Here is a 13,688-nt window from a genome sequence, read left to right as displayed (position 1 = left end):
ACCGTATTTCCTTATTGTTACATTAACGGGCGATATCCCTGTATGGGATAACGTGAGAAACCATAATATTTTCCCGCCGTGGTGCGACAGGTCACTAACATGTGCATATCCTGTGTCAGGCAAAATGGCAGAAACTGGGATACGCTATGGGCAAACATGAAAGCCTCCCCTTCATGCGAATAGGCACCGTCATCCAGAATCAGTTCGATAAACAGACAGCGATGAGGAATACCCTTAATCAGCCAGTCACTGGTTTTCGAATGCACAGCAACAAGCCCCCCAATTCTGCTCCGCAATGTTCGGCTCCGGTTGCGATCTGTTTCTGTATAAAAGTCATAGCCGTGCAATAACTCTTTAAGCATGTTAACGGAATACAATAAGAACGGGCTGGAAGAATAATGAGACAGCAATGTCCAGTAGCGGTGGCTGTCAGTCAGTGGGGGATAGGGTAACGAAGGCAGTGTCAGATTTTTGATTTGCACATTATCAGGGAGCGTTTCATCGACATAACACCGCTCGTCAACACCTAATGATACCGCCTGAAGTCTGAATGTAGTCACCTGACAGATAAATTTCCGGGCCGGAGGTTGCGTCATCACTTGTCCCCGGCTATCCCGGAATATCAAGTCATATTGGAACCGGCCTAATGCATCCTCACTCACTTCCAGCGAATAAAACCAAATCTGTTCATTCTCCGGGAAACGATCCATACCGGTTAGCAAACTATCTGGGTAAAATCGGAATTCATTACCCCGATCATGTTCTTCATCCGGTTCGTGTTCCAGTTCGACATCAGTAATATCCAGCAATCCTTCTGCGGACGGTAAGGGCAAACTGTAGCGTTCAGTCTCCGGCGTGAATGGCACAGTAAGCTGCGACGATTGTCGGTTAACCACCGGCACACAATGAAGGTGAAATGCTTCAGCCATTTGCGCCTCTGAAATAGCTAGCTCGCAGTTTAAGGGGATCGTGACCGTAAATTCACGGGCTTCTGCCATTAATACATAGCTTCGCATGGTTGTCGGCAAAGCTAAGGTAATGAAATGATGAACATGCGGCAGATAAAGCGATTCCATCAGCATTTGTGGTGCCCAATTGCCTGCCCGTTGTGGAGGGGACAAAATAAGCCGTGACGTGCCCTGTAAAGATGCCATACTCAGGCCATTCATGGGATAAGACGAAGTTTCTTCATGTAATTGAATGTCACCCGCTTCTTGTGTCAGTGCCAGCATCAGAGTCTCTGCCACAATTTCATCCGCACTGAGAAACAGGTTGATCGGACTGATTTTCCAGCGTGTATCCTTGCCCGTATAACGGAATGTCAGGGTTAGTCGGGTTTCTTTAGTCTGATGCTGAATTTCCCGCCGAACAATTTCCAGTGGTTCAATATCACAGGCGCGACAGGTTATGAATGATGTGCCGTCTTCGGTGATAATTTGGCGGTTTATCGGAACGGAATACGCGGTATCGGTACTTGGTTTGCTCTTCAGTTGTACGATACTGGTTGCGGGAATACCTTTTATTACCTGAGAATGTAACCGTTGCAGTAACGGTTGACTGTATTCAGGAATTCCATCATCAATTTTTTGGTGCAGACGGGCGGTCAGAAAGGCAAAACCTTCATGAAGTTTTTCTACATCAGGGTCGTGTCCGCTGAGGATGTCTGCCAGATGCGGTTTTTCTTGACGAACCAGTCGCTGTAACGCGCGAAGATACTCGATCTCGTGTTGAAAATAATCCTCGAAATTTTTCACATCACTTCCTTTTCCACTGTTCAATAAATTTATCTGATAAATAGACCAGCATTGCGGATTGAAATCCTTTTTAAAGTCTGGCTATTCTATGTTTTTGATGATTTATTCATCAGCATTTTATCGATAAAATTTATACATTTCTGAGAATTGAGGATATTTATGCATATTTTACGAAATTGTTCGTTAAATTTGATTTATGAAAGGCAAGTTTTGTGATTTGAGGCAAATTTCGAATTATAGAAAAGCATTATTGCTAACACGTATTGATCTGATAGCAAGTTCAAACAGAATATTTTAAAGATTTAACTCATTCGGTAAGGTTCGGATAACTAAAATTTTTGTGTAGGTGCTGGTTGTTAGCGCTCTTGTTAGCCTTTCATGGAATAACCATGTTTTGATGCACCAATGCCGGTGCGCATATCCAATAAGGAAAAGGCAATGGGAACTCCTAGCACAACCGAGGCATACCAAGCACAAGTCGCGCAAATTAATAATAATGCTGCACAGTTGGCACAAACTATCATCATGCCTCAAATGAGCAATGGTGAAATCATTACCGACAATGCTGTACGTAATGAATCCATCCGCCAAAGCGTAGAAGGTTCTATTTTTGATGCTGCCGGTGAATCCGGTGTAATGATTGCAGGAACGGCAGCTAATGCGATCCGTCACTATCACTCCATTCATGGAGAAATGCCATCAGCTGAGTTGATGTCTTCGATGCAAAACAGCATTGCTAACATGCTGGACTCAAATACAACTAATGAACATCTCCGGGCCATTCTGGATAGTGCAGGAGATGGTTCTATGAGTTCATCTGAAGGTATTATTCAACGTAACCGCATGGTTGCTCTGGTTGTGCCTGTTCAGCTGATGATGATCACCAACGACATGGTGACTCAAATCCCAGCAAACTATAACAAATCTGAAATATTCCGAATCAATCGTGTAGCAGGTTCAACGTTTGGCGATCTAAAAGAAGGTGATTTGATTGACGTCGATTTTAATGGTCAATATTCATCAATGGATCAACGTCATTTACTTGGTAACGGTGATGGTTCAAAAACTGAATTTACTTTCGATATTGCTACAAAAGCGAAGGCTATGCCCTTTGTTAAAGGCAAAGTTCGTATTTTGGTTGATCGTATTCCTGTTGGTGGGGATGACGCTAAAGGCGGTATTTTCGGTAAATTCCTTGATTCTGACAATGATACAGTCACTTTTACCGGCATCGTCAATTACCAGGTTGGTCAACTGTCTCTGAAATTCTCAAAAGCACCGAAGAACGGTATTGAAATCCATACTATTGCGGACATTTCAATTGAGAAAGACCCGACATTAATTCCAACTGTTGAACATGAAATGATGAGTTATGAGCTGTTCCCACATGAATCTGCGCTTGCCAGTTCAAACTCCATTCAATCTCAATTTACTGGTAAGCGCGAATACAATATTGATATTGCCAGTATGCAATTGGCTACTGCTCGTAATTTGCTGGCAGCGGAAAAGGACCGTAAGCGTCTTAATGATATGTATTTCTACGCGAAGGGTGAAAAAACCTTCAGTTTGGAAATCCCAGGCGGTTTAACCTTCCGCGATCACTATGAAGCTGTACAAGTCACTCTTCTAGCGATTTCAACAGAACTGCTTAACCGAACCAAACGCAGTGGTCTGGTTGGCCTGGTTGCTGGTCGGGAAGCGGCTCGCATTCTGAAATCAATCGGTGTTCCTCATCTGGTATATGCACCTAACTACCGTCAACTTCCACAACCTCACTATGTTGGCACTATTTTTGGCTACAAGTTTAAAGAAGATCCGTATATGGACGATCCTTGGGCAATTATGTGTTACGCAAAAGGTCGAGAACATGGTGACGCTGGTTATGTGGCGGGTGATGCAATTCCGGCAATTAACTACGCACACCCTATCGGTCGCGGCCTGAAACACGAAAGTACACTTTATGAGCTGGCTTATCGCGATCTACATCCACACAACGGACGTGATTGGTTCATGTGGTTACGTCTTGTACCTAAATCCTAACATGTCAAAGAATAAAAACCGCTGATTAGCGGTATTCATTCCTTTTTTGATTCAACTGGAGTTACGTATGACAGCCAAAAAAAATATGGACAATAAAACAACTACTACCACAAAAAATACCAGTCCAACAGATACTGTTGCTACTGATGACCCAATTACGGTAAGTGAACTTTTCGAGGGAATGGGCGAAAAATCTCCAATTGGCACCAGCAGCAATACAGTAGAGACGAATAATGCAAAATTCACTGTACCTGATGATGAGCTGGTGGTGATTTTGAAAAACAACAGCGTATCAGGCCATGAAATTCTACGTGAAGATGGCAGCATCCTTGCTATCAATGGTCATTGCCAAAAAGTCCAAATCACGACAAACAAAAAAGAGCTAACAGCGTTGCAATCTGCTCTTGCTGATAAGCCGTGGGTAGAAATGCAAATCAAATCAGCGGAGTAATTCATCATGTCTGGAATGATCAGTAAATTCGTTACTCAAGCCGCAGGAATTTCTGTCCTGCCGCCTATTGATAATAATTACACCTCGAATGGGGGGGATACAGCGGTAGGGGCATGTGCTCTCATTTCGTCGAAAGGACCTGTTGGTAAAATAATTACAGTCACTGCGAATGATTGGGAAGAAGTTTTAGGGCGTCCCCTACCAATGAATCAAGGTACAAAAGCTGAAGGTTTACGGCATCTGAAAGATGCTCTTGACGACTTACAATGCTGTTATGTCGTTCGTGTCGTACCGGATGATGCAAAATATCCATCAATCGCATTGCCTGTTCCCCCTGAAGCAACAGCAATGAAATCAGCGCACAGTTATGGTACATCTCTGAGTTTAGCAAGTGGCCACTGGTTAGCGGTTTATCCTGTTGATGGTGAACCATCAACAAAACGCCGTCTTGTAATCAGTGATATTGATGCAAAAAACCAACGATTTACGCTGTCATTTGAAGAACAAATTTCGAGTGAATGGCAGGCAATCACTGGCGAAAGCTATGTAGTTGGAATTGATGTTGATGACGTTAATGATTCAGGCTTAACAGCTTATCTTCCTAATGTGCTTGAAGAACATGGTTCTCGTTTTCGCGCTGAACTGGCTACAAATACTAACTTTACTGCTGTGAAAGTGTGCCAGGAAATTTTCGAAGGTGGCACCAATGGCAGTGAACCAACGGTGAACAACTGGAAGAAAGCATGGGATCTCCTCAAAACAGATGATATTGATTTTAACCTGTCGTTTGCCGCAGGTAATTATGATCCATCCGTTATTTCTCACATGATCTCTATTGCCGATGGCCGTTTGGCACAGTTCCGCTTTGATGTTCCACCTTGGCTAACCGAGGTCGCTGCCAAAGCATGGCTTGAAGATGCGAACCTTGAATCCTATCAGGCGTCTTGTTTCCACTATCCATACAAAGCCACAGATGAATGGTACGGAGGTAAGAGCGTTTGGGGTATATCTGGTGCTGCTACAGCAGCAAAATCTAAGTGTTTCGCCACACCAACAGGTCATGCTGCGGTCAAAGGTGCTCATTTTACTGCGGCCGGTCAAAAACGGGGAACGATTAACCGTAGAGGTATTGAACCTATATACCTGACAGGAAAATTGCAGCCAACAGAGTTGGTAAAAGCACGTATCAATCCAGTATCAAAAGGTAAAGTCATTAATGATTGCCTTAACATCTGGTACAAACAAAATTATCTACGCTTTGAACATACAACTGCGATCCTCAATGACTTATGCCATGAGTTTTTACAGTCTGCTGCGGCAGTTCAATTTGAACCAGACGGTTTTCTGCCTAAAAACCTTCAGCGTCTTGCGGACGAAACTTGTAAAAAACGCTATGAAGCTGGTGCATTCGTGGAACCAAGGAATCCAAGCAAAGACGGGAAAAATCCATACCGTATCACGCTAAAACAAGTAGACATTGACTACTGGCACATTGAAGTTGCTTACGCCCAAACAGGCGTAGCACGTCGTATCGCAATTCAACCTCGCCTGATGGCGTAATGGAGTATGTATGTGGGGAACTGGTTATCCATATGGTAATGGTGATCCTGTGTTTGATTCAGCTGGCTTCATGCCAGCTGTAAAACCCAACACTGGATATCAAATACCAGAGCAGATTTTGGATGATGCAAGCGATGATTTAGCTGAAAAACAGATCCGAGCTAATAGTATGGCGGCAGCTTTAACCTGGTTGGAAGATAGCGATGCGAGTTATTCAAACTTTGAGGCTATTGTAGCTGGTCTCGTTGATATGGACGGTGACGATGATATTACAGAACCAGAGGAAGAATTGTTTAATGAAATTCTAACTATGGCTGCGGATTCTCTGGTAGAGCTAGGTGCTAACTCTGTTAATGTTCAGACATTTATTGATGATGAAAGTGAAGAAGCTGGCGAAAAATTACATAACTACCTGAATGATAAATTATCGAATAATGAGAAATCGGATGATGAACTGATTTCAGAATATGCAGTGAAAGCCACACTTATTCTTGATTCAACTCAGAGGATCATTCGAGATGGCCTAGTCAAAATTATCAAGAAACCCCTGAAGAAAAAACGACTTTCTTCTTCTCAAAAAGCCGCTTTGAAAAAGGCCAGGAGCAAGGCAAATAATTCAGCGGCTCGCCGCAAACGTGCTAAGTCAATGAAAATTCGTCGTCAGCGGAATATGTGATGGCAAAATCTTGGCAATCTACGGGAGCAAGATCTGTTGGCAACAACGATCCGAAAGTCAGCCAATACCTCAAATGCTGGATTAAACAGGGTAATGCCTGTGTTGTTGGCGTTATTGGAGAAGGAACTGCTAAGGAGCTGAATGCAAATTGGAACAGTCCATTTGAAGGGGATTCTGTTGGTTCTAAGTTCAGCAAAACAGGTGGAATATTACAGACAGGTGCTGTGTTTGACGCTACCAGTGGCATGACATCTGTCACAACGCTCTCAAGCCGTCAGGTTTGGGAGGGGAATCAACCACATGCATATCCTATTGTGCTTTCTCTCTATGCGCTTTCTAACCCGAAAGCAGAGGTTGAAGATGCCATTATGGAACTAGAACGGATGTTCTCTCCTGAAGTGAACGCGATTTCTCCAGTAGGGAATCCAATGGGTGATGGTAACGCTCTTGGTCGAGTGCCAGGTTCCGTCATGATCAATATCGGACGAAATGTCGTGCTGAGCGGTTGTGTTATTGAAAGCTTATCGGTTCCTCTAGATGGTCCAAGAAGTCGTGACGGCTATCTCATGAAAGCTGACGTGCAATTAATGATTCAATCTGAGGCGATGCTAAACCGCTCTCAGATTTCTTCAACATACGGTTAATTATAGAGTAATTGGAGTTAAACATGGCTGTACCTAATGCTAAAGGGAATGTCAATCTACTACGACAAGCCCACAAGAAGAACGTTGCTCTTGGTGAACGTGCGGTTGCATCGGATTTCCTGGTGCGTATTCGTGAATATCCAGAAATTTCAGCATTGATCCGTACAGCTCAACTTCCTGAAGAAAAGCGCGGAGAGCCTGTCGAAGACCAAGGCCAGTATGGGCAGGGTTTCCGTCAATATGGTGCAACAAAGCGTGACGGCGATATGGCTGCACAAATTGTTGAGATTAAGCGTGGGGATGTTATCAACACCATCGCTAAGATCGTAGACAACAAAGAATACGTTAACATTGAGGTTGTCTTACATAGTGAAGACATGGATGAAAGAGGTTACGTACTCGAAGACGTTATTATCGGCGCTGATCCTGCTGACCTTGATACTGAAAACCGTACTGGTACGGTTCGTATTCCAGTGACATTCCAGTACAACTGGTTTGAACGCATTGGGGGCTACGCAGGATGACACCCAACGCCCTATTAGAGCGAGTTAAAGGACAGTTTATAACACTGTATCATGATGAGCCTGAGAAACTCGAAGCTTTGCTAATACAAGCGCTTAATGAGTATCAAGATAGGGCGGGGGTTATCCAGTCCATCACTATTACATTGAATCAGCAAAAAATCGGTGGTATTAAAATACCGCCGTATTTCATGACAGTAGTTACAGCAAATGATGTTGATCAGGTATGGCACGAAGTAACACTTGATGACGGTAAAATAAATGTCATTACCACTGACTACAGTGGTGATCCTTTCAAAATTCAGTATTTGGAAGCAATCAGCCAATATGACTTAGATAAAGATGAGTTGCCAAACCACATTACTGGATTACTCCAAAAATACCTCAAAGTCTTAATAGAAATTCCTAATGCTGAACGTGAAATGTATTCACGCAGCGCGGCAGGATTGCCTCTTGATGGTATTCCACAAGTCACAGAATTGTATGAACGCAAGCGTTCATTAGAAGAACAAATGGAAGAGTTCGGCAATCTGCTTATGCCTTCTATGTTGCTTTAAGAGAGTTTCCATGCAACGAAATAAAGTCACTATTGGCTCTCCCTTGTATTTCTATCAAATTACACCCGAAGGTCCTTTGGTTGGTGAATGGCAGACATGCAAAGTAGCTGGGGAACATAATACTGTGTGGCTGGTTGAACATAATAGCCATATCTATGCTGTAGATAAGCATAAACTTGTCAGTGAACGAGTCACATTCTATACCCAAATGACATCAGATAATGAGCCAAAGGGTTATTACGCTCTTTCTGATTCTCTTCGTCAATTTTTCATGGCCAATCGTCATATCAAGATGCCTTATCCCATTATCAGTCAGTTATATAAAACTGTGAACGACTATGTGATGGATACGCAGCATGGCTACTGATTTTAACCGGGAAAAGATACTGGTTAAGAAAATGATCCGTACTCATTTCCAGCATCAGTGGCAATTTAAACTCGAAATTGAAGGACAACCATTAGACTTTGATATTTTCATTAAGGATGTCACTTATGGGCCAATAGAACTGGAATATGACACCATAAAAATTGGTGCTAATCAGCTTCAATTTCCAACCGCCATAATGCCGGTCTCTATTTCAATGACGGTACGTGACCATGACGATGAACGCATACGCAAATGGTTTATCGAGTGGGGCGCTAAAGTTGCAAATTCTGATGGCACAGTAAATCCACCATTAAATCCAGAAACTAAGTGGATTCGAGAATGGAAAAAATACACATTGATCCACAAAGGTGTGGAATTCGATGAAGTGTTATCTGAAACCTATTCAGTTGCGCCTGTTCAGCTAGGCGATATTACTCAGAGCTATGGAGAGCATAGTTTCAAAGAGTTTCCTCTTACCGTTATTCAATTTAGAAGCGGGGTATAACTATCATGTTCGCGCCTTTTTCACTTCCAAGTAAACCTATACAGCAAATTTTAATCCGTGAGGCAACGACAGCTGAAAGTCTGGATTTTTGCGATGTTGTACCAGAACACGAAGAGGTATTAACAACAAAATTCCTCAACACTATTCAAGATAAAGTTAGTTTTATTGATAGCCGGGACTGGACAGCAGAAGATCGCCGCCTTGGACTATTTTGGTACTGGATACACACAACTGAAGATACATATGTAGAACTGGATTACCAATGTCCCCACTGCCAGCAAACTCACACACACCAATTTGACATGCGTGATTTAGCTGATAACTATCAGGAAATGGAGGGTATGGCTTGCCGTGAGCTGACTTTTGAAAATCGTAAACTAGTGGTTTCTCCACTCACCGGTAAGCATATGGAAGAACTGGAAAGCATACGTTTGTCTCTGATGATAGAAGATAATAAGTCTTCAGCAGCTGTACGCAAAAAAGCAGAGATCCGTTTTTATAAGCTCAAAGCTAAACTTTATCTATCTGATGATCATGAGAAAAACTCTTCACGCAGAGAAGCTAACTTGAATAATTGGCTCCGAGAACTTCCCGAAACTAGATATGTAACTTTAACTAAAGCCGTAGATTCAGTCATTAATGAAATGACGCATGGTCTACCAAGTAAGATTAGTGAAGACGGCAAGATTATGTTGCGGTCACCAATTCATACTTGCCCTACCATAAAGAAAACCGAGAACAGGGAGGTGACAACTGAGTTGTTATTGCCCTTTCGGGATTACCGCCGGATTCCGCGAGTATAGCAGTAGTTCATGGGACATCATTCTCAATGAATTGTCCCTTGATGCCGGTCAACCAATCGATAGTTTGCTTCACTCTCCTCGAAGCCGAGTCTTGGCTATGCACAAACGATATAGAAAGGTAGTGTAGTTGTGTCCATCAAAGAAAAACCACAACAAATTATTATAGAACCAGAGGAATTGTTATCTGTAGATCAAGTTGCAGATAAGCAACAACAGGAAGAGGATTTGCAGCTTAAGATCCTTTCCATTCTTGATAAAATTGAAGCCAATACATCTGCTATATTACGACATGGGGTACTGGCAAATCAAAACTCTACCGTTAGATTCATCAATAAAGATATAGAATTAATACCTTTTGAATACAAAAACAATATAAATTCTGAATCTTTTAAAGATCAAAATAATACAGAAAAAACTAAATCTAAAAGTAAAAATCAAGATATTAAAAATCCAAATAAGGATAGATATTCTACAACCTCGAAAATAACAGAAAAAAAAGCCAAACAGGATAAAAATACAGCACAAAGTGGCCACTTATCAGTACAGCCAAAAAATAAAAACAAGCTCTCTGACACTAAACACAACAAAACAGCTACGATTTCGAATCATAAATCTACTGACAAAGATAAAGAAGTTCTCAATCAGTTAGGTACAGAGAAACATCAGTACCAAGTAGAGATAAGAAATCGCAAAAAAAACAAACCTGAATCATCAAAAATAAACCAATCAGAAACATCGAACACTAAGCTTAGGACCACACCAGAAAAACGTAAAAGTAATAGCAAAGAGAATAACCAATCCCAATCTATTGAAAATAATCAGACTAAAGAATTAGATACTAATTCAGAAAATAAAGAACAAGAGTCTGCAAGCCAGGAGGCTCAACAAGAGCAAAAAGATAAAAGAGAGAATTCTGGACTATTAAAAATAGTCGGGAATATGTTCAAAAAATTTTCAGAAGAAACAGAAAAAATCGATGCTGGTGATAAAACTACTGATGCAATGGGTACAGCAGTCGGTGGTTCTCTTTGGGGTGCAGTTAAAGAAGTCAAAGAAGCAGTCGATGATGTAACAGAGAGTTCACTTGGTGTGAAAGTTATTGGAAAAATAACAGGTAAAAACACCAATGATGACAATCACACTACTGATGGGACAAGTACTCCTAATACTGAAACTCAATCCAAAGGCCGTAAGCGTGATAAAAATGGACGCTTTATTAGTGGAGAACTATCGGAAGAACCTATTTCTGTCCAAAATACTCAAGAAATCGCCACAAGTGAGTCAAGTAGCAAATCTGTATCCTCTGAGTACCAAAATAGCACCTCTCAAGAAATAAGTGATTTTACTAGTCAAGAAGCTAACCTTAACAATAATAAGGACAGTTACCAACCTGTTGATGGGGCAGATACACCTGTTATTGAGGTGCCATCTAAAGGCCGAAAACGTGATAAGCGGGGTCGTTTTGTTAATAAAGATCCCGCTCAAGCAAAACCCGAAGCTGTCCGAAGCAAACGAAAGGATATAACACACAATATAAATACAAAATTAGTATCTTCTGAGTATCAAAATGATACCACTGAAGTGAACGATTCTTCTGATCAGGAAAATAGTCATCAGCATGATGATCGAATAAATACATCGATCACGGGAGTTCAGCCTAAAAGCCCGAGTACTACAATTAATGGAACAGATATTCCTATCACTGAAGTTCAACCCAAAAACCAAAATCGTGATAAGCATGATCTCGTAGTTAATGGAGATCGGGCTATTTCTATACGAAGCTGTCAGCAACACATTACAAAAAGTTCAAATACTCCATCGATATGTTCTGAATATCCAAGTAACACTTACCAAAAAACAAACAATTTTAATGACTCAAAAAATGATCATAGAAATCATAAGAGTGATTTCTATCCTCGTGATGGGATAAATGTGCCTATTACTGAAGTTCAGTCTAAACACCAAAAATATGATAAAGATGCTCATACGAAGGTGCAGGACAACAAGGAGATCACTGAGCACGGATTAAGCAAAAAACTGGGATATCCTGGGTATCAAGACAATATTTACCAGAAAAATAATAGGTTAGATTGTTATTTCAATAAGAAAGATGGCTTCCAGAATGAGTATGGAACGAACGTCCCAATATCTGAATCACAACCTACAACCCGAAAACACAATAAACAGAGCTACATTATTAATGAAAGCCTAGTTCAAGCAACTCCACTCTATGCTAAAGAAAATGTAATAAGAAAATCAAATACAAAATCGATATATGATAAGTATCAAAAAAATATTAATAAAAAACCAAAACCTCTATGGGTAAATAGAAAGAATAAACATAACGATAAACGCAATTCAGATATAAATTTAATACAAAATACACATGAAAAAGATATAAACTCTATATATAACAAATATTCAATAAATACCCACAAAGACAAAACCTCTCCACTAAGTGGAAAAAACCAACAACACCATGAAACGAAAAAATCAATAGAACCTTCTTACCAAAAAACAAACAAAAAATCCTTTATAAACCACATCAACAATGTAACGTCAGCCAGTGTGGTTAAAGAACGCAAGATAAGTCATAGCAATGATGCCATCGTAGAGAAACTCGATAAGCAATTATCTCAATCCCAAAAACAACATAAGGAGCTGATAAAGACTATAGAAAAAAAGAAACTTAGTAGTGAAGAGAATGGAAGTTCTTTGATGGATAGCATCAGCGAGCTTACCGATATGTTTGGAAATGGAGATGAAAAAAAAGAAGAAGAATAAAACTAAACATGAAAAAACTAAAGGACGTAAAGGTCGGTTTAATTCTCTTATTAATCGTTTTAAAAATTCAGGGAGTTCGGCTATTGCATCAACAAAAGCGGCGCCAACAACAAAATTAGGACAGGCCGCTCAAGGAATTAAAAATGCTACAGGAACACTTTCTAATACAGCTGTAGGCAAAATAGCTGGAGGAACGTTAAAAACCATTGGTTCATTCGCTGGGCGGGCAGCTGGACCAGTAGCCGCTTTAGCTGATGGTTATTTCAAATATGACGAAATAAAAGACAGAGAAGATCTGACTAATTCACAAAAAGCTGTTCAGGTAGGAGCAACTACAGCTGGATCTTTTGGTGGTGCCAGCGTTGGTGGTGCTATAGGCGCCACTATAGGTTCAGTAGTTCCTGTGGTTGGTACAATAATCGGAGGGTTATTGGGTGCTGCTATCGGAGGATGGTTAGGTAGTAAAGGTGGCGATATTGTTGGAGAAGCTATCAGTGATCGAATGGAAGGAACTGACGGTAAAACTCAAGCTGAAAGAGAAACTAAAATTACTCTAGAAAATCAGACCAGTACAGATCACACCACTAAAGAAAGCGAATCACTAAGTAAAACCGAAACAAATCAGATAGCCCAAGTATCAGTGGTTGATACACAATTAAGCCGAGAATCAGCAATATCTGGTAATCAAAATTATCTAACACCACAGCTTTCTTTGGCACCTGGACAACTAAAAACACCATTACCGGAGATTACTCAATCACAATTAACTCTGAATACACTTAAAAACAAAGAAACTCACACAGAAAAACAAGAAATCCTAGCCAAAATTGATGAAAAGAAACTGGGAAAAGCGATTGTTGATGCAATGGATAAATCTCAACAGCAGCAACAAAGTGGTGTTAGTGCTTCATCTTCTGGGCCTAGTTATGCTGCTTCTCAATCTGGTAATCAATTGGTTCCTGCATCAATTCAAACCGAATTTACAGATAAGACACTTGTTTTAATGGCACATGACAGGATCTAACA

The 13,688-nt window shown here is 40.9% G+C and carries 13 protein-coding genes; 12 read left to right on the top strand and 1 reads right to left on the bottom strand.

Going from position 1 to position 13,688, the window contains the following annotated elements; all coding sequences use genetic code 11:
- Nucleotides 1–17 precede the first annotated feature (17 nt).
- On the bottom strand, nucleotides 18–1,754 hold the full coding sequence (locus PXH59_RS00320) for a type VI secretion system baseplate subunit TssF (protein ID WP_285808187.1): 1,737 nt from the start codon (nucleotides 1,752–1,754) through the stop codon (nucleotides 18–20).
- A gap of 438 nt (nucleotides 1,755–2,192) precedes the next feature.
- Between PXH59_RS00320 and PXH59_RS00315 the strand changes: the two genes are divergently transcribed.
- The 12 genes from PXH59_RS00315 to PXH59_RS00260 all read left to right on the top strand — a co-directional run bounded on the left by PXH59_RS00315 (nucleotide 2,193) and on the right by PXH59_RS00260 (nucleotide 13,686).
- Entirely contained in the window at nucleotides 2,193–3,794 is a 1,602-nt protein-coding gene (locus PXH59_RS00315; RefSeq protein ID WP_285808186.1) for a DUF8615 domain-containing protein, read from the top strand.
- 67 nt (nucleotides 3,795–3,861) lie between these two features.
- Nucleotides 3,862–4,245, top strand: coding sequence for a hypothetical protein (locus tag PXH59_RS00310; protein ID WP_285808185.1), 384 nt, complete (start codon nucleotides 3,862–3,864; stop codon nucleotides 4,243–4,245).
- A 6-nt stretch (nucleotides 4,246–4,251) separates the two neighbouring features.
- The gene (locus tag PXH59_RS00305; RefSeq protein WP_285808184.1) at nucleotides 4,252–5,805 is read left to right on the top strand and encodes a hypothetical protein; all 1,554 of its coding nucleotides are present in this window, start codon (nucleotides 4,252–4,254) and stop codon (nucleotides 5,803–5,805) included.
- Between the two features lie 10 nt (nucleotides 5,806–5,815).
- Nucleotides 5,816–6,481: a hypothetical protein gene (locus PXH59_RS00300; protein WP_285808182.1), complete on the top strand. Its 666-nt coding sequence runs from the start codon at nucleotides 5,816–5,818 to the stop codon at nucleotides 6,479–6,481.
- Nucleotides 6,481–7,125: a hypothetical protein gene (locus tag PXH59_RS00295; RefSeq protein ID WP_285808180.1), complete on the top strand. Its 645-nt coding sequence runs from the start codon at nucleotides 6,481–6,483 to the stop codon at nucleotides 7,123–7,125. The genes PXH59_RS00300 and PXH59_RS00295 overlap by 1 nt, the downstream gene beginning before the upstream one ends.
- 23 nt (nucleotides 7,126–7,148) lie before the next feature.
- A complete protein-coding gene (locus PXH59_RS00290) occupies nucleotides 7,149–7,649 on the top strand; it encodes a hypothetical protein (protein ID WP_285808178.1) in 501 nt (166 codons plus the stop codon).
- A complete protein-coding gene (locus PXH59_RS00285) occupies nucleotides 7,646–8,203 on the top strand; it encodes a hypothetical protein (protein WP_285808176.1) in 558 nt (185 codons plus the stop codon). The genes PXH59_RS00290 and PXH59_RS00285 overlap by 4 nt, the downstream gene beginning before the upstream one ends.
- Before the next feature lie 10 nt (nucleotides 8,204–8,213).
- Complete coding sequence (locus tag PXH59_RS00280; RefSeq protein ID WP_285808174.1) at nucleotides 8,214–8,570, top strand: hypothetical protein; 357 nt, start codon at nucleotides 8,214–8,216, stop codon at nucleotides 8,568–8,570.
- Entirely contained in the window at nucleotides 8,560–9,075 is a 516-nt protein-coding gene (locus tag PXH59_RS00275; RefSeq protein ID WP_285808172.1) for a hypothetical protein, read from the top strand. The genes PXH59_RS00280 and PXH59_RS00275 overlap by 11 nt, the downstream gene beginning before the upstream one ends.
- A 5-nt stretch (nucleotides 9,076–9,080) precedes the next feature.
- A complete protein-coding gene (locus PXH59_RS00270) occupies nucleotides 9,081–9,878 on the top strand; it encodes a hypothetical protein (protein WP_285808171.1) in 798 nt (265 codons plus the stop codon).
- A 129-nt stretch (nucleotides 9,879–10,007) separates the two neighbouring features.
- Complete coding sequence (locus PXH59_RS00265) at nucleotides 10,008–12,662, top strand: hypothetical protein (protein WP_285808170.1); 2,655 nt, start codon at nucleotides 10,008–10,010, stop codon at nucleotides 12,660–12,662.
- Entirely contained in the window at nucleotides 12,640–13,686 is a 1,047-nt protein-coding gene (locus PXH59_RS00260; RefSeq protein ID WP_285808168.1) for a glycine zipper domain-containing protein, read from the top strand. Before PXH59_RS00265 ends, PXH59_RS00260 begins: the two co-directional genes overlap by 23 nt.
- Nucleotides 13,687–13,688 lie beyond the last annotated feature (2 nt).

The sequence above is a fragment of the Xenorhabdus bakwenae genome (genome assembly GCF_030272115.1).
GTDB lineage: Bacteria > Pseudomonadota > Gammaproteobacteria > Enterobacterales > Enterobacteriaceae > Xenorhabdus > Xenorhabdus bakwenae.
This window is presented reverse-complemented; position numbering and strand designations above follow the sequence as displayed.